The following is a 19,227-nucleotide window of genomic DNA, read 5'->3' as shown; positions in this document are numbered from 1 at the left end:
CGGCAAGCGAAAACGGTCAGAGCTCGGCAGTTTCACTGACGCTGCTTTCCAGCATGTATCCCAAGCCACGTACCGTCACGATGCGCACGTCGCTGCCCGCCAGTTTTTTGCGCAACCGATGCAATACGACTTCGATGGCATCCAGGCTGGACTCGCTGTCCTGGGTGAATACCTTGCCAAACAATTGGGCCTTGTCCACGGGATAGCCGCTGCGCGTCAGCAACGCCACCAAGGCCGCGTGCTCGCGCGGCGTAAGCAGGAGCAATACACCGTCCAGGGTAAAGGCGCGGCTTTCGCCGTCATAAGACAACGACCCGCATTGCAGGCGCGGCTGCTGGCGCCCCCGGCTGCGCCGCACCAAGGCCGCCACACGCGCTTCGAGTTCCTCGAGCGCGAATGGCTTGGTCAGGAAATCGTCGGCGCCGAGATTGAGCCCGCGCACCCGGTCTTGCAAAGCGCCCTGCGCCGTCAGTAACAGTACGGGAGTGCGATCGTCACGATTACGCATGTCGCGCAACACCACCAGCCCGTGCTTGTCGGGCAAGCGCAGGTCCATGACGATGGCGTCGTATTCGTGAGCGCTCATCATGGCCTCGGCGCTGCGGGCGTCCGGCGCATGATCGGGGGTAAACCCGCTTTGCGCCAACGCTCGCACCAGCCAAGAGGCCATTTCGAGCTCGTCTTCAACCAGCAATATGCGCATGGCCGTCTGGGTCGGCAGAAAGACTATCGGCGACCCGCGTCGGGCCATGAACCCGTTGGCGCAGATAGCGGGTTTCGTGCTGACGCCGGAACAGAATGCTCGAAAGCTCGTTCAGCGCCAGGGTGTATACCTCGCGTTTGAACTCGATGACCGCATCCAAAGGCACCCAATACTGGCTCCACCGCCAAGCATCGAACTCCGGATGCTGCGTCGCGCGCAGGCACACATCGCAGTCGCGCCCTACCAGGCGCAACAAAAACCAGATCTGCTTTTGACCCTTATAGTGCCCTCGCCACTCTCGCCGGACGAAATGGTCCGGCACGTTATAACGCAACCAATCGCGTGTGCGCCCCAAAATACGGACATGTTCAGGCTTCAAGCCTACTTCTTCGTGGAGCTCGCGATACATGGCCTGCACCGGGCTTTCGCCATATTTGATGCCGCCCTGCGGAAACTGCCATGCATGTTCCCGGATTCGCTTGCCCCAAAAGACCTCGTTTTTACTGTTGACGAGAATAATGCCGACATTGGGACGGTAGCCTTCACGATCAAGCATGGCCACCCCCACCGAATTCAATACAATTACAGTCGATTATACGTATCCGTGGCCACCTTTAACTATGCGCGCATCTACCTACCATCTCAACACGCTGAAAGAAGCACCCTCTGAAGCCGAAGTCGTCAGCCATCAACTGATGACCCGGGCCGGCATGATCCGCAAATTGGCGGGCGGTATCTATACCTATATGCCCCTGGGCTTGAAGGTCATCCGCAAAATCGAAGCCATCGTCCGCGACGAAATGAACGCGGCCGGCGGGATCGAGCTGCTGATGCCCGTGGTGCAGCCCGCCGAGCTCTGGCAGGAATCCGGCCGCTGGGTGCAATACGGCCCGGAACTGCTGCGCATCAAGGACCGCCATCAGCGCGATTTCGTCTTGCAGCCGACCTCGGAAGAAGTCATCACCGATATCGCCCGCAATGAAATCCACAGCTATCGGCAACTGCCTCTGAATTTCTATCACATCCAGACCAAGTTCCGAGACGAGCGCCGTCCCCGTTTCGGGCTGATGCGTGGCCGGGAATTCACCATGAAGGACGCGTATTCGTTCGATCGCGACGAGTCCAGCGCCCAGCAAAGCTACGACAAGATGTATGACGCGTACATGCGCATTTTCAGCCGTCTGGGACTGGAATTCCGCGCCGTCGCGGCAGATACGGGCTCGATTGGCGGCACGCGCAGCCACGAGTTCCAGGTCATTGCCGACACAGGTGAAGACCTGCTGGTGTACAACCCCGACTCCCAGTATGCCGCCAATATCGAATTGGCCGAGGCCCCCTGCCTGTTGGCCGAGCGGGCCGCACCGGCCGAGAAGCTGGAGGCCACTCCTACTCCCGGAGCCGCCAAGTGCGAGGACGTCGCCAAATTGCTGGGCCTGCCCCTGGAGCGCACGCTCAAATCGCTGGTGCTGGCGACCGAACCCGAGCCGGGCAAGGTTCAGATCTGGCTGCTGATGCTGCGCGGCGACCACGAACTCAACGAAATCAAGGCCGGCAAAGTCCCCGGCCTGGCAGACTTCCGCTTTGCCACCGAATCCGAAATCGTCGAGCATTTTGGCTGCAAACCGGGCTATCTGGGCCCGATCGGCACGGCCTTACCGGTACGCGTCGTAGCGGACCGCACCGTCGCCAACATGGCCGACTTTGTCTGCGGCGCCAATCGCGAGGATTATCACTACACCGGCGCCAACTGGGGCCGGGACCTGCCGGAACCCGAAATCGTCGCTGATCTGCGCAACGTGATGGCCGGCGATCCGTCCCCGGATGGCGTGGGCCACCTGGCGATCCAGCGCGGCATTGAGGTAGGACACGTCTTTTTCCTGGGTACGAAATACTCCGAAGCGCTCAAGGCGACCTTCCTGGACGAGACCGGCAAGCCTGCCACCTTGCAAATGGGCTGCTACGGCATCGGGATCACCCGGATCGCGGGCGCAGCCATTGAACAGAATCACGATGCCCGCGGCATCATCTGGCCCAAGGCCATCGCCCCCTTCGAAGTCGTGATTTGCCCGGTAGGCTGGGGCAAAAATGAAACTGTTCGTAACGAGGCCGTAAAACTCTATGACGAACTGCGCGCCCGTGGCGTAGACGTCATTTTGGATGATCGTGACGCCAGGCCAGGGGTTATGTTCGCTGAATGGGAGCTGATAGGGGTGCCCTTGCGCGTAACAGTTGGAGAACGCGGCCTGAACGACGGTGTGGTGGAATTGCAGGCCCGTTGCGAAAGCGACACTGTAAAAATTCCTGTCGAGTCGGCCCTGAATCAGGTGCTGGACAAGCTGGAAACGCTGTAGACTGCCCAGCCCACCAAGCTAGGCGTGCTGATAAGGCTGCTCTCTCACTGTGATTGAATCGACGTCCACCGAAGCCACCTTTAATATCCGTGTCTATTACGAAGACACGGATGCGGGTGGCGTCGTGTTCTACGCCAACTATCTGAAATTCCTGGAACGCGCGCGCACCGAATGGCTGCGCGACCTGGGCGTTCAGCAGTCGGCATTGGTCGCAGACGAATCACGGATGTTTGTCGTCCATTCACTGGACATGTCATACCGCAAACCGGCACGATTGGACGATTTGATTACCATACGCAGCCGGGTGACCCGGGTAGGCCGCGCGTCGATACATTTCGACCAACGCGCGGAACGCGACGGGGAACTGCTCGCGCATGGCAATATCCAAATCTGTTGTGTTGATGCAGTGCATTTGCGTCCGGCGGCACTCCCTGCTGTCGTACGCGCCAAATTGGAATCCCTTCAGGAATAACCCATGCAAGTCTCCAACGACATGTCGTTGATTTCGCTGGTCACGCACGCCAGCCTCCCCGTCCAGCTCATCATGTTGCTGCTGCTGGGCATTTCCATCATGTCCTGGACATATATCTTCGCCAAGCGGCTGGCTATCAAGCGTGCGCACACGCAAACCCGCCGCTTCGAAGACGATTTCTGGTCTGGTGGAGATCTGTCGATGCTGCAACAGGCCGTCGCCAGCCGTCGTGACGAACAAGGTGCCCTGGCCCGCATCTTCGATGCCGGCATGACCGAATTCCTGAAAGCGCGCCGCACCAATACCACCGGCGACGTCAACAGCGTCCTGGATGGCCCGCGCCGGGCTATGCGTGCTGCGTATCAGCGGGAAATGGACTCGCTGGAATCCCACCTCAACTTCCTGGCGTCGGCCGGCTCGGTCAGCCCCTATATCGGCCTGCTGGGTACAGTGTGGGGCATCATGCACGCCTTCATCGGCCTGTCGAACATGCAGCAAGCCACGCTGGCATCGGTCGCCCCGGGGATTGCCGAAGCGCTGATCGCCACCGCCATCGGCCTGTTTGCCGCCATTCCGGCGGTGGTGGCCTATAACCGCTACACGCACGACATCGACCGCCTGTCGATTCGTTTCGACAGCTTTGTCGATGAATTCCTGAACATCCTCCAACGCCAGGTGCGCTAATGCCTTCGGTACGGTCGAACGGCCGCGCGGGCCGACGCATGAAGGCCGACATCAATGTCGTGCCCTACATTGACGTGATGCTGGTGCTGCTGGTGATCTTCATGGTTACCGCTCCGCTGATCACTCCGGGCCTGATCAATCTCCCGTCGGTGGGTCAGGCCTCGGACGTGCCTGCAACGCCGCTGGAAGTTCAGATCTCAGAGGATGGTCAACTGGCGTTGCGCATGCGCGAGGCCGGCGCCACCCTGCAAGACATTCCACGTGATCAACTGGTGGATCAAGTCCGTCAACGAATCACCGCCGAGACTCCTGTGGTCATTGCCGCAGACGGCAAGGTGCCCTACGAAACCGTGGTCAAAGTCATGGACGAGTTGCGCAGCAACGGCGTGACACGCCTGGGCCTGCTGGTTGACCAAGGCGGCGCTGCCGCCCAGCAATCGACCCAGCCCGCACCACAGCAAACCAGAGGGCGCTGACGCGCAGGTGCGCGCCGCTTTGCCACATCATTTATGACCCCGCCTCTCTTTCGACACGACAGCACCGCGCCGCACTCTCCCGCCGCGCAAGACAATCGCAAAGCGCTGGGCTTGGCCATCCTGGCGCACGTGTTGCTGCTGATCGCCCTGATTTTTGGTGTCAGTTGGCATACCGAAGATCCCGGCCCGGTCCAGGTGGAACTATGGGCCAACGGCGATACGCCCAATTCCCGTCCTCCTGAAGAGCAGCCTGACGAGCCCGACGTCACGCCCGAACCTCAGCCTCCTCAGCCGGAGCCAGAACCGGAACCTGCGCCTCAGCCTGAACCTGAGCCGCAGCCCGAACCCCAGCCCCAAACGCCCCCTCCCGTCGCACAACCGGAACCTCAGCCCGATCCAGAAATTGCGCTCGAGGCCGCGCGTAAAAAACGCGAACAAGAGGAAAAAGCCCGCTTGGCCGCCGAGGCGGCGGCAGAAAAGGCCCGCCAGGACGAAATACGCAAACAAGCCGAGCTGAAAGAGCAGCAACGCCTGGAACAAGAACGTAAAGAAGCGGAAGCCGAAAAAGCAGCGGCCGCCAAGAAAGCAGCTGCTGAAAAGGCGGCCGCTCAAAAGGCTGCGGCTGAGAAAGCCGCTGCCGAAAAAGCGGCTGCACAAAAAGCGGCTGCGGAAAAGGCTGCCGCCGAGAAGAAAGAAGCTGCTGAAAAGGCCGCAGCAGAAAAAGCCGCCGCTGAGAAGAAAGCCGCAGCCGAGAAAGCGGCGGCCGAAAAGAAAGCGGCAGCAGCAAAAGCAGCAGCTGCGAAAAAAGCGGCCGCCGACAAGGCGCTGCGCGACGCCATGCGAGGCGATGCCCTCGGCGCTGCCGGAATCCCGGGCGGCACGGCTGACCGCAACCAGCGAGGCGGTGGCGGCAACGACAGTGGCTATGCCTCGAAGGTGCGCACCTGCGTACGCCCCGGCGTCGTTTTTGACACGCCCCCCCGCAGCGGTTCGTCTAACCCGACAGCCCAATACCGGGTACAGTTGAGTTCAGACGGCAAGGTAACTGGCTTGAATCTGACCGGTTCGTCGGGCAACTCCGTATTTGACCGTGCGGTCGAAACGGGGATCCGGCGTTGCAATCCGTTCCCCAAACCCTCAACGGGCGCCTATCCGTCCGTTATCGACGTTGTGTACAGAATGTATGACTGACAGGAGATTGCTGATAATGACTCCCGCCTCCAGCCGCCCCTTGAGCCCGGGGCTCGCGCGTGCCTATGGCATGCTATTTACTCTGCTGACGGCAATCGCTCTGCTGGCCTGGCAGCCCGCTCACGCCCAATTACGAGTTGATATCTCCGGGACCGGGGCCACCCAGTACCCGGTGGCGATTGCCGATTTCGCCGTGGATGACGTGCATGGCCGCGCTATTGCGGACGTTATCCGCGCCGATTTGACCCGGACAGGCCAATTCCGTCTGATCAACGCCTCCGGCGCTGGTTTGAACGTCGACTCGCAGGTCAACTATGACGACTGGCGCAACAAGGGCGCCGATTTCCTGGCCTATGGCAGCATTACCCGTGGCGCGGATGGCCGCTACGACGTGCGCTACCGCCTGGGCGACACCATCAAGAAAGGCCAGTTGGACGGCGTTGCCTTCTCCGGTAGCGAACAAGAACTGCGCCGCGTCGCGCACCAGATCGCTGACCGCATCTACGAGAAGATCACCGGCGTTCGCGGCGTGTTTTCGACGCGTATTGCCTATGTGCTCAAGCGTGGCAACACCTATGAACTGCAAATCGCCGATGCCGATGGCCAAAACCCCCAAGTTGCCTTGCGCTCGCGCGAGCCAGTCATCTCGCCAGCGTGGTCGCCTGATGGCAGCAAACTCGCCTATGTGAGCTTCGAGTCGGGCAAACCTGTTGTTTATGTGCACACATTGGCAACCAGCGCCCGCATCCCTGTTGCAAATTTCAAAGGCAACAACAGCGCCCCCGCCTGGTCGCCTGATGGCTCCAAACTCGCGGTGGCTCTCACCCGTGACGGTTTGTCGCAAATTTACATCGTTGGAGCCGACGGAAGCTCCAATATGCGCCGTTTAACGCGTTCTCCGGGCATTGACACCGAACCGATCTTTACGCCGGATGGCCGTTCTATTATCTTTACAAGTGATCGCAGCGGTGGACCGCAAATCTATCAAACCGGCCTCGACGGAGGCGATGCCCGTCGGCTGACTTTTAACGGTAGTTACAACATCTCACCCCGAATTTCCCCCGACGGTTCCACGCTGCTGTACGTTTCCAAACGCGACGGCGCGTTCCGCATCGCATCACTACAACTGGCCTCTGGTAACGAAGCCCTGCTGACTGATGGTCGTGATGACCAGTCACCCAGCTTCGCTCCCAACGGCATGCAAATCCTGTACGCTGCAGTGCAAAATGGCCGCAGCGTGCTGGCAGGAGTATCTAGTGATGGACGTGTGCGGCAAACGCTCTCCGTACTGAACGGGGAAATACGTGAACCCACGTGGGGCCCTTTTACCCGCTAAACACGCATGACCCTTCTTTGCAAAGGAAACATCATGAAGACGCGCATTGCCAAAAGCTTGACCATTGCCGCCTTGGCCGCCACGTTGGCAGCTTGCAGTTCGGTACCGCTAGATGACCAAAACGCTGGTTCGACCACGGGCAGCGGCACAGGTGGCTCGGCCTCCGGCCAGATCCTGGATCCGTTCAACCCGCAAAGCATCCTGGCGCAACAGCGCTCGGTCTACTTTGATTTCGACAGCTACACGGTGCCCGAACAGTACCGCAGCTTGGTGGAAACCCACGCCCGTTACCTGGCTTCGCACCAGCAACAGCGCGTGCAGATCCAAGGCAACACTGACGAACGCGGCGGCGCCGAATACAATCTGGCTTTGGGCCAACGCCGTGCCGACGCAGTGCGTCGCATGATGACGCTGCTGGGCGCCACCGATGCTCAGATCGAGACCATCAGCTTCGGCAAGGAAAAACCCCGTTCGACGGGCTCTACCGAAGCTGATTTCGCGGAAAACCGCCGCGCCGATATCGAATATCAGCGCTAAGCTTTTCGCGCACTAGCTCTGCCGCGCGTCGGAACGGTCAAGCGGCCGTTCCGACGTTTTTGTTTTTTGGACTCTGGAATTTCTTATGCGCGATAAAGTCTTGTCCCTGCGTACCCTGGTCATCTCAGTCGCTCTGGCTACCACAGCCCTCGCTGCCCCTGCGCAGGCTTTTGCCGACGATGAGGCCCGTCGGGCCATTCTGGACTTGCGCGAACAAGTAAGACAACAAAACGAACAAAATCAGCGCGCGCGGCTGCAACTGGCCGATCAGATGCAGTCGATGCAGCAGGAAATCACGCAGTTGCGTGAGCAGTTGGAACTGGTGTCGCGCCAGCAACCTAGTGGGCAGGCAAGCCACGGCTCGGCGAATCCGCCTGGAGCGACGGCTAGCGATCCTAGCGAGCAGTCGGCCTATGACGGCGCGATCGATCAATTCCGCCAGGCGCAATACCAGGATGCGGCTGATTCATTCGCCGCGTTTCTCGCGTTGTATCCCAATAGCCAGTTGGCGCCGACGGCCAAGTTTTACCTGGGCAGCAGCCGGTATGCAGTCAAGGACTATAAGGGTGCTATCGAAGAGCTGAATCAACTCGTGCAGCAGACGCCGAACGATGCTCGGGCACCGGATGCGTTGCTGGTGATTGCTGGTAGCCAGATCGAGCTGAATAACCGGACGGGGGCCAAGGCTTCGCTGGAGCGGATTGTGAAAAACTATCCGAATAGCCAGGCGGCTGGGACGGCTAAGAATCGGTTGCAGTTGCTGCAGTAGCGGTTGTTGCTGGCATGGGGCGCTATTCTCTTGCCGGTCTAGAGGATCTCTATTAAGCCGCCCCTGCCGGGTACCGGGAAGCCACGCCGGCCCTATCGCACGGACTCGGCCCATGACCAGGGGCCTCGGCCCGCTTCGCGGGCTAAATCCGCGCTCAACGGGCCGGCGTGGCTTCCCGGCACCCGGCAGGGGCTCACAGTAGTGAATGGCCTGGAATGTTGTCTAGCCTGCTGAAGCGATCAATAGCGCTGCGACGCCGATGATGATCAAGGCGATGCCCAACAGTTCTCGGCGGCTAGTGGCATGCGAGAAAACGCGACGGGAAAGGATTTGGGCGAATAGGACTTCGACCAGACCTAGTGTGCGGACATTCGCAGCCGCAGTGAGCGCGAAGCCGATAAACCAGCCCTGCGAGGCAGAGGCGCCCAACAGGCCGCCCCAGATGGAGGTGCGCCAGGCCGCCATGCAGGCGATGAGCAGGGTCCGGTTGAACAGAATCATCCAGACGGCCAGGATCAAGGTCTGTATGCCAAGGGACCATGCGAGCGTCCAGGTGGCTTGCAGGACAAAACCGCCACTGTCCAGCGTGAGAATCGCGCCGCGAAAGCCGATGGCGGACAGGGCAAAGCAGGCGCCCGACACCAAGCCCAGCAAGGCCGGGCGCAGGCTGCCACGGCCGGTGGCAGAGGCGGGATTGCCCGACATCAAGACCACGCCTAATGTGGCGAGGATGACGGCCAACACTCCCGTGAGCGATAGGGGATCACCGAGCACCACGAAGCCAAACAAGGCGACCTGGATCGGCTCGGTTTTGGTCCAGGCGGTGACAACGACAAAGGAACGCTCTCGCATGGCGGCAAGCATGAGACCGGTAGCTGCGATCTGCGAGACGGCGCCGCCGACGACAAAGAGCAGAAAATCCGCCTGAACGCTCGGCAACAGACCGCCATCGAAAGTAAACACGATGGCCAGAAACAGGAGCGCGAACGGGAATCCGAAGAGGAACCGGACTTGTGTTGCTCCCAAAGTGCCCAGCGTAGCGGTCAGACTGCGCTGCACCGCGTTACGGCCAGCCTGAGCAGCCGCAGCCGCCAAGGTGGCGGGAATCCAGACCCAGGTCCAATCCGTCATTCGGATGCTCTTTCAGTAGAGGAAATACGTAATGCCACGTCGGCCACGGGTGCGCCTGTCATAGCGGCCAGCTGCTGCGGACTCAGGCGGAATACCGCGTGCGGATGACCTGCCGCAGCCCACAAGGTGTCGTATTGAAAGAGATCCTCATCGAGCAGCATGACGGGTTTGACCGCATGGCCGATCGGGCATACGCCGCCGATGGCATAGCCGGTCACCTCTCGCACGAAACGCGCATCGGCCTTGCCGAGTTCGCCCACGATCTCGGCAACTTTGGTTTCATCGACGCGATTGGCGCCGCTGGCGATGACCAATACCGGCGCATCGTCGGATCGACGCCGAAAGATGATGGATTTGGCGATTTGAGCGACCTCGCAACCCAGGCCCTGAGCGGCCTCTGCCGAGGTACGGCCGGTTTGCGGCAGGACGACGATGGGATGCTCATGGCCCAATGATTGCAGCAATTGGGCCACACGCTGCGCAGATTCGGGTAAAGCAGAGGCAGATTCAGCTGACATGCTTGGCGATTCCGTGTGATCGAATACGTCGCGACCGGCAATGCGGCGCAAGGGCAATGAGTGTATCAGCGACTGGGGAGCAAAGACCTGAAACCGCCCGGAGCGCTAGAATCACGAGCTTGATTCCCTCCGTGCCCGCCATGCGTTCCGAACCCCAACTGCCCCTGCAAACCGCCTATATCAACGATTATGCGATGACCTACACCGAACACGGTCAGGGCACGCCGCTGGTTTTGGTGCACGGATCGTTGTGTGACTGCCGGTATTGGAAATCTCAGATGGGCCCACTGGGCCGATCCTTTCGGGTACTCGCCCCCAGCCTGCGCCACTATTGGCCGCAAGAGTGGGACGGCGGCCCCTTTTCCGTCGATCAACACGTCGACGACCTGCTGGCCTTTATCGAGACAGTCGGCGAAGGCGCAGCGCATGTGGTCGGCCACTCTCGTGGTGCCCGCGTCGCCCTCGAGGCCGCCCTGCGCGAACCCAGACGCATCCGAACGCTGACACTCGCGGATCCGGGGCCGCTGGCTCCCAACCCGTCCGCCGATGATCGTGGCGGCTTTCGTCAGCGGTCGCTGAAACTGATTGACGACGGAGAACTGGATGCCGGCCTGGCGCTCTTTGTCGACACCGTGTCCGGCCCCGACACATGGCGCCGCATGGTGCCTTGGTTTCAAGAAATGGTCCGGGACAATGCCACCACCTTGCGCGGGCAGGCCACGGAAATGCTCAATCCGCTGAGCCGCGAACAAATCCAAAAGCTGGCCATGCCGCTGCTATTGATCGGCGGCGCACTCAGCCCGGCACCCTACCCCGCCGTGCTGCAAACGCTGTCAGAGTGGCTGCCCTCGGCCCATAAAGAGGTCATCGTGGGCTCGTCCCACGGCATGAACCTGGGCAACCCACGCGCCTTCAACAGTGCGATCGAGAACTTCTTGATCTGACGCTGCCCGAGACTAGCTTTAACAACCGTCCGTGTACTGCTCGTGGCCAGTCACGACTACGAGTTCCGGCCGGGTGCCAGGAAGGTGCGCCGCCCCGTTGAACAGCGGGAAGTCGCCGAAGGCGACCGAGGCCCCTGCTCATGGGCCGAGCCGCTGTGATAGGGGCGGTGCGCCTTCCTGGCACCCGGCCGGAACGTCTCGACAGCGACACTCGACGCCAGCAAACGCCTCCACCGCCCAACAGCGTCCCCCCTTAACGCCCCCCACCATGCGCAGCAATGACCTGCTCCGCCACCTGGTTAGGCGTCTCGGCATAGTGCTTGAATTCCATCGTATAAGTCGCCCGCCCCTGCGTCAGCGAGCGCAGCGACGTGGAATAGCCAAACATCTCCGATAGCGGCACCTCGGCGCGTACAAGCTTGCCGCCGCCGCCCGCGATGTCCTCCATTCCCTGCACCATCCCGCGACGCGACGACAGATCGCCCATCACGTGTCCCGTGAATTCCTCTGGCGTCTCGACCTCGACTTGCATCATGGGCTCCAGCAGCACCGGCTTGGCGCGCCGCATGCCTTCCTTGAATGCCATCGATGCAGCCATCCGGAATGCGTTTTCGTTCGAATCGACATCGTGGTACGAACCGAACACCAGCGTAACCTTGATATCGACCACCGGATAACCCGCCAACACCCCGGCATTCAAACTCTCGCGCACCCCGCGATCCACCGCCGGGATATATTCGCGCGGCACCACGCCGCCCTTGATCGCATCAACGAACTCATAACCTTTGCCAGGCTCTTGGGGCTCGAGTTTCAGCACCACGTGACCATACTGGCCGCGCCCGCCCGATTGCTTCACGAACTTGCCCTCGACCTCGTCGCAGGTCTTGCGTATGGTTTCGCGGTACGCCACCTGAGGTTTGCCTACCGTGGCCTCGACTCCGAACTCGCGCTTCATGCGGTCGACCAGGATCTCCAGGTGCAATTCACCCATGCCCGAAATAATGGTCTGGCCGGACTCTTCATCCGAGCGCACCCGGAAAGAAGGATCCTCCTGCGCCAATCGATTCAACGCCACACCCATCTTTTCCTGATCGGCTTTCGTCTTGGGCTCGACCGCCTGAGAAATCACCGGCTCGGGGAATGTCATGCGTTCCAGAATGATCACATGCGCCGGATCAGTCAGCGTGTCGCCGGTGGTGACCTCTTTAATCCCCACTGCGGCAGCAATGTCGCCAGCGTAAACCTCGCTGATCTCGCGCCGTTCATTGGCATGCATCTGCAACAGACGTCCCAGCCGTTCCTTTTTACCCTTGAGCGGATTCAACACCGAATCCCCGGATTTGACGACCCCCGAATACACGCGGAAGAACACCAGCTGCCCCACGAACGGATCGGTCATGATCTTGAATGCCAAAGCCGAAAACGGCTCCTTGTCATCCGGATGGCGTTCGAGCTCGCGGTCTTTCTCATCGTGCCCCTTGATGGCGGGCACATCGACCGGCGACGGCAGATAATCGATCACCGCATCCAGCATGGCCTGCACACCTTTATTCTTAAAGGCGCTGCCGCACAGCATCGGCACGATTTCATTGGCGATCGTGCGCTTGCGCAAACCGCGCTTGATATCGTCCTCGGACAGGGTCTCGCCTGCCAGATATTTCTCCAGCAATTCCTCATCGGCCTCTGCGGCCTTTTCAACCATGTGGTCATGCCACCGGCGCGCCACATCCTGCAGCTCGTCCGGAATATCGCGATACTCGAACCGCACGCCCTGGCTCTCGTCGTCCCAGATAATGGACTTCATCTTGACCAGATCGACCACGCCTTGGAAATGATCCTCGGCCCCAACCGGAATCTGAATCGGCACCGCATCGCCCTTCAGGCGGTCGACGATCTGCTTTTGCACCCGAAAGAAATCCGCGCCGATACGATCCATCTTGTTGACGAACGCAATGCGCGGCACGGCATATTTATTCGCCTGCCGCCACACCGTCTCGGATTGCGGCTGCACCCCGCCCACCGCGTCGTACACCATACAAGCGCCATCCAGCACGCGCATCGAGCGCTCGACCTCGATCGTGAAATCGACGTGTCCCGGAGTATCGATGATGTTGATGCGATGTTCAGGATAATTCCCCGCCATCCCACGCCAAAACGCCGTCGTCGCCGCCGACGTGATCGTAATACCGCGCTCTTGCTCCTGCTCCATCCAATCCATCACCGCGGCGCCGTTATGCACCTCGCCCAATTTATGGGTGATCCCGGTATAGAACAGAATGCGCTCAGTCGTCGTGGTCTTGCCCGCGTCGATATGGGCACTGATACCGATATTGCGATATTGATCGATGCGCGTTTTGCGAGTCATAGCCTTTCCTGGTGAATTCAATCCAGTAATCCAGCACAGTCATGGAACTGCGCTCAAAGCATATTACGCCCACAAAATAACGCCCACCCCCTATAGCCCTATCCTCGCAACAGGTTTGCAAAAGGGCGCGTCAAACTGCGCCACGCGTCAGCGAGCAGCGCCTCCAACAAGACCCGTTGAAAATCAAAAGCCGTAGGAGAAAGCTGCTCGGCAAAACCCGCAACGATGGCATTCCCCCACCGCGAGCCGTCGTCCGCCATGTAAAGGCCTCACCGGCCCGTAGAGCACGGATCCCAGTCCGCGCAGCGGACCGAGCCCCCTGCTAACGGGGCGAGTCCGTGCGATAGGGCCGGTGAGGCCTTTACACGGCGGACGGCGGCGCCAAAAGAACGCCACCCTCTCGCCAGCAAAAGCCCATCCGGCCTGAAAAAATTGGTCCCACGCCGCCCGTCGACCTGCGCCCCAGAAAAGAGACGCCGTTTTCGACCCAAGGACGACGCAGAACCCTCGCTATTTCTTCTTTTCTTCTTTAACGCGATAAACCAATACCGCATTGGTAGCCAACGACAGCACCTTCGCCGTCACGCTTCCCAACAGCAAGCGCGACAACCCGCTACGCCCGTGGCTGCCGATAAAAATCAAATCGCATCCGTTCTCAGTAGCCGCCTGAACAATCCCATCGGCCACATTGAAATTGGATACCGCGCGCGAATCGGCCTTGACGCCGGCCGTCTCCGCCCGCGCGAGGATTTGCTTCAGATACTTTTCCGCCTGCTCCGCCGACGCTTTCTCGTAGTCTTCGTCAGTGATGGCATAGGCCGCGGCCATCCCATCAAATCCGATGGTGGCAGCAAAAGGCTGTGTCACATGCAGGGCAACGACCTCGGCGCCGACGGACCGGGCAAAGCAGATACCCGCATTGGCGGCCTGGGCCGAGAGCGGGGAGCCGTCGGTAGGAATCAAGACTTTCTTGAACATAATGCCTGCTCCTGTCTGCTAGTAGGAAATACCATGCTACCGGAAAACGCCGGCCGCAACATTGCGGGCTTTCCGCAATATTTGATGCGGATCAAGGGAGCTGCTGCGAGGCAACGAACAAATTCGTGCAACGCGTCCCGGTACGGCAATATGCCAGCACCGGACCAGGCAACGTACGCAGCAATTCCGCAAATCGGACCACGTCATCAGCCGTCATCGCACTGCCGACCACCGGCTGGTACTCCACCTGCAATCCCGCTTGGCGCGCCGCCTCGGACACATCCGCAGCCGTAGGCTGATCGGGGCCGCCCTCATAGTCGGGACGATTGATGATCACACTTTTGTAACCTGCGGCAGCCACCCCTGCCATGTCTGCGGGCGAGAGCTGCGGGGCCACCGCGAACTGCTCTGTCAATGGGCGAATCTGGACGTCAGACATGAAGATTTCCTCGGGTAAATACGTAGAATGAAAAAACAATCCCTGTAAGCAATCAGTATAGGACGTCCGAACAAGCCTAGGCTGCCAAGACTGCAGACAAGGCCGGCCAAATTCCCGGCGTGTCCACCATCGAAACGGAAAACCGCAACATGGTCGAAGGCGCCTGAGACGGCGAAAACAAGCTGCCAGGCGCCAGCAACAGGCCACGATCAGCCGCTGTGCGGGCCAGCACCTCGGCATCACGGCCGCAATCCGCCCAGACAAACATCCCGGCGTGGGGCTCGTGCGGCACCGTCATTCCCATCGACATCAGTTGGGCCAGGCACTGTTCACGAGCCGTATTGACGCGTGCGCGCACCCGTTCGACATGCCGGCGATACTGGCCCTCGATCAACACCCGATGCACCACTCGCTCGCCCAATTCCGGCGTCGTCAGACCCGCCAGCATTTTCAGGTCCCCCAGTCGGCGCAACACCTCGGCATTGGCCGCCAGGTAACCCACGCGCAAGCTGGCCGCCAGCATCTTGGAAAAACCGCCGGCCAGGATGACCCGGTTCAAACGATCCAACGACGCCAATTTGACGGCGCCGCCGGGATGTAATTCCCCATACGTGTCATCCTCGACCACCCAAAAATCGTGCCGTTCAGCCAGGCGCAAAATATCGTACGCCGCGCCCGCCGACAGGGTATGGCCGGTCGGATTGTGCACCGTCGTATTGGTGATGAATAAACGCGGCTTATGCAGCGCCGCGAGCCTGTCCAGTTGTTCCAGATCCGGGCCATCCGGCCCCCGCGGCACCCCGATCAAGCGCGCGCCGAACGCCGCCAAGCGCCCGAAAATCACGAACCAGGCGGGATCCTCGACCAGCACGGCGTCTCCTGGCTGCACGAAATGCCGGCCGACCAGATCCAGGCCATGCGTCACCCCGTTGGTGGTCAGCAGGTTGTGTTCGGGATGGGCAGGCACACCCTCGGCCTGCAGACGCGACGCCAACTGCTGACGCAACGGGGCGTATCCCTGCGGCGAACCATAGGACACCAGATTGCCGCGTACAGAGCGTCCCACGGCACGGACAGCGGCCGATACCATGTCCGGATCCAGCCAGTCCGCCGGCAAAAGCCCCGCCCCCCCAGGCATGGACGAGGTTGTGGGCTCGCGAAACATACTGCGCAGCAACCACGTCACATCAATGCGGGCTGGCGGTGCCAAGGGATCTGGCTTGGCGACCTCCTCGGCACTCAGCGGCTCGCGACGCGCGCGCACAAAAAAGCCTGCCCCGCGGCGCGACTGCACCAGACCGCGTGCGACCAGGCGATCGTAGGCCTCGACGACCGTAAATCGGCTGACGCCTGTCTGCTCGGCCATCGTACGAATGGACGGCAACCGGGTTCCCGGGCGCAAACCTTGGTCGTCAATACGGCGCGCAACGTCCTCGGCCAACTGGGCCACCAGCGTGGCATCGGCCTGACGCACCGGCCGCCAGTTGGAGGTAGGGGGAGATATTTCAACTGTCATGGTTGTTTTACCAGGCCAGACATCAAAGTGAACTGAAAAAGTGTATAGGTACTGTACCGCTTTATTTGCGTAGAGTGTGGGAAATCACAACGCTCAACCACGCCTGCTGAAATCATGTCGCGCCCGACCACTTATGCTGCGCCCGCCCCCGTTGCTTCGCCACTCTGGGAGGGCTATAGCTACGGCCTGATCGGGGTATTGGTGTTTTCTCTCACCCTGCCCATGACCCGGATCGCCGTGGCCGACATGTCGCCGCTGCTGATCGGCCTGGGACGCGCGCTGCTGGCGGCTGTGCCGGCCGCGTTGCTGCTATGGCTCACCCGCAGCCGGCTGCCCAATCGCGACGAGTGGCCCGGTGTGGTCCTGGCCGCTCTGGGCATTGTCGTCGGGTGGCCACTGACCTCGACACTGGCCATGGCCACCGTGTCGTCCTCGCACGGCGCGGTCTTTAATGGATTGTTGCCGCTTTGCACGGCTATTTTTGCTGCCTGGCGCAGCGGCGAACGCCCGTCGGGCGCGTTCTGGGGCTGGGCCGGCGCGGGGGCCGTGCTGGTCATGACCTATGCCTTGCGCCAAGGCCATGGCAGCCTGCAGACAGGGGATCTGTGGCTGTTGGTGGCCGTCATCCTCGGCGGCATGGGGTACGCCGAAGGCGCCCGGGCCTCGCGCACCCTCGGCGGCGCACGTACGATTTGTTGGGCGCTGGTCATCAGCGCGCCTGTCCTGGCCGGGCCTGTCATCTGGATGGGCGTGGATCTGATCGCGACCCGCGGTTGGCCCGACATGGGCGTACTCGGCGCATTCGCCTACCTGGCGTTCGGGTCGATGTTCCTGGGATTTTTTGCGTGGTATCGCGGCTTGGCGATAGGCGGTATCGCCCGCGTCGGGCAGGTACAGCTGTTGCAGCCCTTTTTGACCGTATTGGCCGCTGCGTGGCTGTTTCATGAGCCGGTTGAGCCGATGACCTTTGTGTTTGCGCTGGCTGTCATTGCCATCATTGCAGGCGGCCGCCGCGCTATTGTGAAAAAAGCGGTATAGCACCTAGCACCTAGCACCTAGTCATTGTCATTGGCCTCGATCCCTCATGTCTCTCGCAACCGCCGTGCCCTCCAGCGAACAACTCTGGCTCTTGCTGGGCCCGCTATCGCTATTCGCCCTGGTCACCTCCATCACGCCCGGGCCGAACAACATCATGCTGGCCTCGTCGGGCCTGAACTTTGGCTTTCGCCGCACGATTCCCCATATGTTGGGGGTGAACCTGGGGTTCACGCTCATGCTGGTCCTGGTGGGGCTCGGCCTGGACACCGTATTTCATCAGTTCCCCTGGCTCTATACCATCCTGAAATACGTGGGCGCTGCCTACCTGCTTTATCTAGCCTGGAAAATCGCCCAATCCGGCCCGCTGGAAAGCGGTCAACAACGCAGCCGGCCCTTCAGCTTTCTGCAGGCCGCATTGTTCCAATGGGTCAACCCGAAAGCATGGATCATGACGGTGGGCATCATCGTCACGTATACCCCCCAAACGGGTTTCTATTGGAACCTGATGCTTGCAGCCCTGGTGTGCTGCCTGGTCAACCTGCCCAGCCTGGGCGTCTGGGTCGCCTTTGGTGCCGCCCTGCAGAAATTTCTGCATCGTCCCCACGCGATACGGATGTTTAATATCGGCATGGCCTTGCTGCTGGTCGCGTCGCTATACCCCATTGTGCAGGACATGATCTAGTAACGATCCGTTGTCGACCTCCCCTCAGCAGCACACACGTCACCATTGCGCTGCGCAGCGGGCTCGCGCCTCGATGACGCGACGCAGTGTATGATCGACAACGCATTCCGTATTCGGCCGCAGAGACTGTGGCTACCACCTTGCTTATGCCTTTGCTGCCGCGATTCTCTTTACGGCGTCTTATCGTCGTCGGTCTGCTGGCTTGTGCCAGCGTGGTGGGCTGCACGCAACTCGATGCCTGGCAGCGGCAAGCGATTTTTTCTCCCGAGCCTGAACCGCAGCGCTGGTGGAGCGAACCACCGACCGGCACGAAGGTCTTTGACCTGACGCTGGCCGACGGCGACAAAGTCCATGCCTGGTATTGGCAACACCCGAACACGTCGGCCCCGACAGTGCTCTATCTGCACGGCGCGCGCTGGAATCTGAACGGTAGCGCCTTTCGTATGTCCGGCTGGACTCGCATGGGCTACTCGGTGCTTGCCATCGACTACCGCGGCTTTGGCCAATCGACACCCCGGTTGCCATCGGAAGACTCCGCGATCGAAGACGCCTCGGCAGCTTTACACGAACTCGCTCGCCGCCAACCCGATCCCGCCAAGCGATTTGTCTATGGCCATAGCCTGGGCGGCGCGATTGCGATCGACCTGGCCTCGCGTCCCGACATGCCTGCCTTTGCGGGGCTCATCGTCGAATCCAGCTTTACCAGCATTGCCGCCATGCTGGGCACGTTGAAATGGGGCAAACTTCCCGGCGCGAGCCTGCTGGTGACGCAGCCCTTTGCCTCCATAGAAAAGCTGGCGACACTGAGCACGCCCATGTTGTTTCTGCATGGCACGGCAGACCGCGTCGTGCCGCACACCATGAGCGATGAGCTTTTCGCCGCAGCCGTCAAAGTCCCGGAAAACCTGAAACGCGTCATCAAAATCGAGGGCGCCTCGCATTCGGGTGCGATCCGCAGCGGTGCGGTCTATGAGACCGCTGTGCGAGACTTCATTCGCGATGCAGGCAAAGCCTATCCAGCTGCAGCTGCCGACAATACCGCGGCCCGATCGGCGGGATGAACACCGCTGCAGTTTTCCCGTTTCTGCCGGCAGGCT

The 19,227-nt window shown here is 60.8% G+C and carries 20 protein-coding genes; 12 read left to right on the top strand and 8 right to left on the bottom strand.

Going from position 1 to position 19,227, the window contains the following annotated elements; all coding sequences use genetic code 11:
- Window positions 1–16: 16 nt before the first annotated feature.
- Together ACYVIT_RS24545 and ACYVIT_RS24540 are read right to left on the bottom strand one after the other, a co-directional pair.
- Window positions 17–703 carry a response regulator gene (locus ACYVIT_RS24545; RefSeq protein ID WP_094819870.1) on the bottom strand — a complete coding sequence of 229 codons (687 nt, stop codon included), beginning with the start codon at window positions 701–703 and terminating at the stop codon, window positions 17–19.
- Entirely contained in the window at window positions 684–1,259 is a 576-nt protein-coding gene (locus tag ACYVIT_RS24540; RefSeq protein WP_415808855.1) for an RNA pyrophosphohydrolase, read from the bottom strand. The genes ACYVIT_RS24545 and ACYVIT_RS24540 overlap by 20 nt, the downstream gene beginning before the upstream one ends.
- 64 nt (window positions 1,260–1,323) lie before the next feature.
- Between ACYVIT_RS24540 and ACYVIT_RS24535 the strand changes: the two genes are divergently transcribed.
- From ACYVIT_RS24535 to ybgF, 8 genes are all read left to right on the top strand, one after another.
- Window positions 1,324–3,054, top strand: coding sequence for a proline--tRNA ligase (locus tag ACYVIT_RS24535; RefSeq protein ID WP_415808856.1), 1,731 nt, complete (start codon window positions 1,324–1,326; stop codon window positions 3,052–3,054).
- 49 nt (window positions 3,055–3,103) lie between these two features.
- Window positions 3,104–3,526, top strand: coding sequence for a tol-pal system-associated acyl-CoA thioesterase (gene ybgC / locus ACYVIT_RS24530; protein WP_415808857.1), 423 nt, complete (start codon window positions 3,104–3,106; stop codon window positions 3,524–3,526).
- A 3-nt stretch (window positions 3,527–3,529) separates the two neighbouring features.
- The gene (gene tolQ / locus ACYVIT_RS24525) at window positions 3,530–4,210 is read left to right on the top strand and encodes a protein TolQ (protein ID WP_415808858.1); all 681 of its coding nucleotides are present in this window, start codon (window positions 3,530–3,532) and stop codon (window positions 4,208–4,210) included.
- Window positions 4,210–4,686, top strand: a complete 477-nt coding sequence (gene tolR / locus ACYVIT_RS24520; RefSeq protein WP_094819866.1) for a protein TolR — start codon at window positions 4,210–4,212, stop codon at window positions 4,684–4,686. The genes tolQ and tolR overlap by 1 nt, the downstream gene beginning before the upstream one ends.
- Window positions 4,687–4,719: 33 nt before the next feature.
- Entirely contained in the window at window positions 4,720–5,877 is a 1,158-nt protein-coding gene (gene tolA / locus ACYVIT_RS24515; protein WP_415808859.1) for a cell envelope integrity protein TolA, read from the top strand.
- 16 nt (window positions 5,878–5,893) lie between these two features.
- Window positions 5,894–7,213, top strand: a complete 1,320-nt coding sequence (tolB, locus tag ACYVIT_RS24510; protein ID WP_415808860.1) for a Tol-Pal system beta propeller repeat protein TolB — start codon at window positions 5,894–5,896, stop codon at window positions 7,211–7,213.
- 33 nt (window positions 7,214–7,246) lie between these two features.
- On the top strand, window positions 7,247–7,750 hold the full coding sequence (gene pal / locus ACYVIT_RS24505; RefSeq protein WP_094819863.1) for a peptidoglycan-associated lipoprotein Pal: 504 nt from the start codon (window positions 7,247–7,249) through the stop codon (window positions 7,748–7,750).
- A gap of 85 nt (window positions 7,751–7,835) precedes the next feature.
- On the top strand, window positions 7,836–8,519 hold the full coding sequence (gene ybgF / locus ACYVIT_RS24500) for a tol-pal system protein YbgF (protein WP_415808861.1): 684 nt from the start codon (window positions 7,836–7,838) through the stop codon (window positions 8,517–8,519).
- A 222-nt stretch (window positions 8,520–8,741) separates the two neighbouring features.
- Here ybgF and ACYVIT_RS24495 read toward each other — a convergent pair whose 3' ends face one another.
- Window positions 8,742–9,650, bottom strand: coding sequence for an EamA family transporter (locus tag ACYVIT_RS24495; protein ID WP_415809057.1), 909 nt, complete (start codon window positions 9,648–9,650; stop codon window positions 8,742–8,744).
- Entirely contained in the window at window positions 9,647–10,168 is a 522-nt protein-coding gene (locus ACYVIT_RS24490; RefSeq protein WP_415809056.1) for a YbaK/EbsC family protein, read from the bottom strand. The genes ACYVIT_RS24495 and ACYVIT_RS24490 overlap by 4 nt, the downstream gene beginning before the upstream one ends.
- Window positions 10,169–10,308: 140 nt before the next feature.
- Between ACYVIT_RS24490 and ACYVIT_RS24485 the strand changes: the two genes are divergently transcribed.
- Window positions 10,309–11,112, top strand: coding sequence for an alpha/beta fold hydrolase (locus ACYVIT_RS24485; protein ID WP_415809055.1), 804 nt, complete (start codon window positions 10,309–10,311; stop codon window positions 11,110–11,112).
- A 253-nt stretch (window positions 11,113–11,365) separates the two neighbouring features.
- Here ACYVIT_RS24485 and fusA read toward each other — a convergent pair whose 3' ends face one another.
- From fusA to ACYVIT_RS24465, 4 genes are all read right to left on the bottom strand, one after another.
- Window positions 11,366–13,477, bottom strand: coding sequence for an elongation factor G (gene fusA / locus ACYVIT_RS24480; protein ID WP_415807336.1), 2,112 nt, complete (start codon window positions 13,475–13,477; stop codon window positions 11,366–11,368).
- 510 nt (window positions 13,478–13,987) lie between these two features.
- The gene (locus ACYVIT_RS24475) at window positions 13,988–14,455 is read right to left on the bottom strand and encodes a universal stress protein (RefSeq protein WP_415807337.1); all 468 of its coding nucleotides are present in this window, start codon (window positions 14,453–14,455) and stop codon (window positions 13,988–13,990) included.
- Window positions 14,456–14,546: 91 nt separating this feature from the next.
- A complete protein-coding gene (locus ACYVIT_RS24470; RefSeq protein WP_415807338.1) occupies window positions 14,547–14,894 on the bottom strand; it encodes a protein tyrosine phosphatase family protein in 348 nt (115 codons plus the stop codon).
- 76 nt (window positions 14,895–14,970) lie between these two features.
- Window positions 14,971–16,368, bottom strand: coding sequence for an aminotransferase-like domain-containing protein (locus ACYVIT_RS24465; protein WP_415807467.1), 1,398 nt, complete (start codon window positions 16,366–16,368; stop codon window positions 14,971–14,973).
- 156 nt (window positions 16,369–16,524) lie between these two features.
- Here ACYVIT_RS24465 and ACYVIT_RS24460 point away from each other — a divergent pair, with 156 nt between their 5' ends.
- The 3 genes from ACYVIT_RS24460 (at window position 16,525) to ACYVIT_RS24450 (ending at window position 19,191) form a co-directional block, all read left to right on the top strand.
- Complete coding sequence (locus ACYVIT_RS24460; protein WP_415807340.1) at window positions 16,525–17,448, top strand: DMT family transporter; 924 nt, start codon at window positions 16,525–16,527, stop codon at window positions 17,446–17,448.
- 46 nt (window positions 17,449–17,494) lie between these two features.
- On the top strand, window positions 17,495–18,130 hold the full coding sequence (locus ACYVIT_RS24455; protein WP_415807341.1) for a LysE family translocator: 636 nt from the start codon (window positions 17,495–17,497) through the stop codon (window positions 18,128–18,130).
- 146 nt (window positions 18,131–18,276) lie between these two features.
- A complete protein-coding gene (locus tag ACYVIT_RS24450) occupies window positions 18,277–19,191 on the top strand; it encodes an alpha/beta hydrolase (RefSeq protein ID WP_415807468.1) in 915 nt (304 codons plus the stop codon).
- The last annotated feature ends 36 nt before the right edge of the window (window positions 19,192–19,227 follow it).

The sequence above is a fragment of the Bordetella muralis genome, assembly GCF_054781015.1.
Note: the sequence above shows the minus strand (reverse complement) of the source record. Positions and strands in the feature narration are given on the sequence as shown.

Bases quoted from the DNA above. Each gene is read 5' to 3' on its own strand.
- ACYVIT_RS24545 (WP_094819870.1), bottom strand. From the start codon at position 703: ATGCGCATATTGCTGGTTGAAGACGAGCTCGAAATGGCCTCTTGGCTG.
- ACYVIT_RS24540 (WP_415808855.1), bottom strand. From the start codon at position 1,259: ATGCTTGATCGTGAAGGCTACCGTCCCAATGTCGGCATTATTCTCGTC.
- ACYVIT_RS24535 (WP_415808856.1), top strand. From the start codon at position 1,324: ATGCGCGCATCTACCTACCATCTCAACACGCTGAAAGAAGCACCCTCT.
- tolQ (WP_415808858.1), top strand. From the start codon at position 3,530: ATGCAAGTCTCCAACGACATGTCGTTGATTTCGCTGGTCACGCACGCC.
- tolR (WP_094819866.1), top strand. From the start codon at position 4,210: ATGCCTTCGGTACGGTCGAACGGCCGCGCGGGCCGACGCATGAAGGCC.
- tolA (WP_415808859.1), top strand. From the start codon at position 4,720: ATGACCCCGCCTCTCTTTCGACACGACAGCACCGCGCCGCACTCTCCC.
- tolB (WP_415808860.1), top strand. From the start codon at position 5,894: ATGACTCCCGCCTCCAGCCGCCCCTTGAGCCCGGGGCTCGCGCGTGCC.
- pal (WP_094819863.1), top strand. From the start codon at position 7,247: ATGAAGACGCGCATTGCCAAAAGCTTGACCATTGCCGCCTTGGCCGCC.
- ybgF (WP_415808861.1), top strand. From the start codon at position 7,836: ATGCGCGATAAAGTCTTGTCCCTGCGTACCCTGGTCATCTCAGTCGCT.
- ACYVIT_RS24495 (WP_415809057.1), bottom strand. From the start codon at position 9,650: ATGACGGATTGGACCTGGGTCTGGATTCCCGCCACCTTGGCGGCTGCG.
- ACYVIT_RS24490 (WP_415809056.1), bottom strand. From the start codon at position 10,168: ATGTCAGCTGAATCTGCCTCTGCTTTACCCGAATCTGCGCAGCGTGTG.
- ACYVIT_RS24485 (WP_415809055.1), top strand. From the start codon at position 10,309: ATGCGTTCCGAACCCCAACTGCCCCTGCAAACCGCCTATATCAACGAT.
- fusA (WP_415807336.1), bottom strand. From the start codon at position 13,477: ATGACTCGCAAAACGCGCATCGATCAATATCGCAATATCGGTATCAGT.
- ACYVIT_RS24475 (WP_415807337.1), bottom strand. From the start codon at position 14,455: ATGTTCAAGAAAGTCTTGATTCCTACCGACGGCTCCCCGCTCTCGGCC.
- ACYVIT_RS24470 (WP_415807338.1), bottom strand. From the start codon at position 14,894: ATGTCTGACGTCCAGATTCGCCCATTGACAGAGCAGTTCGCGGTGGCC.
- ACYVIT_RS24460 (WP_415807340.1), top strand. From the start codon at position 16,525: ATGTCGCGCCCGACCACTTATGCTGCGCCCGCCCCCGTTGCTTCGCCA.
- ACYVIT_RS24455 (WP_415807341.1), top strand. From the start codon at position 17,495: ATGTCTCTCGCAACCGCCGTGCCCTCCAGCGAACAACTCTGGCTCTTG.
- ACYVIT_RS24450 (WP_415807468.1), top strand. From the start codon at position 18,277: ATGCCTTTGCTGCCGCGATTCTCTTTACGGCGTCTTATCGTCGTCGGT.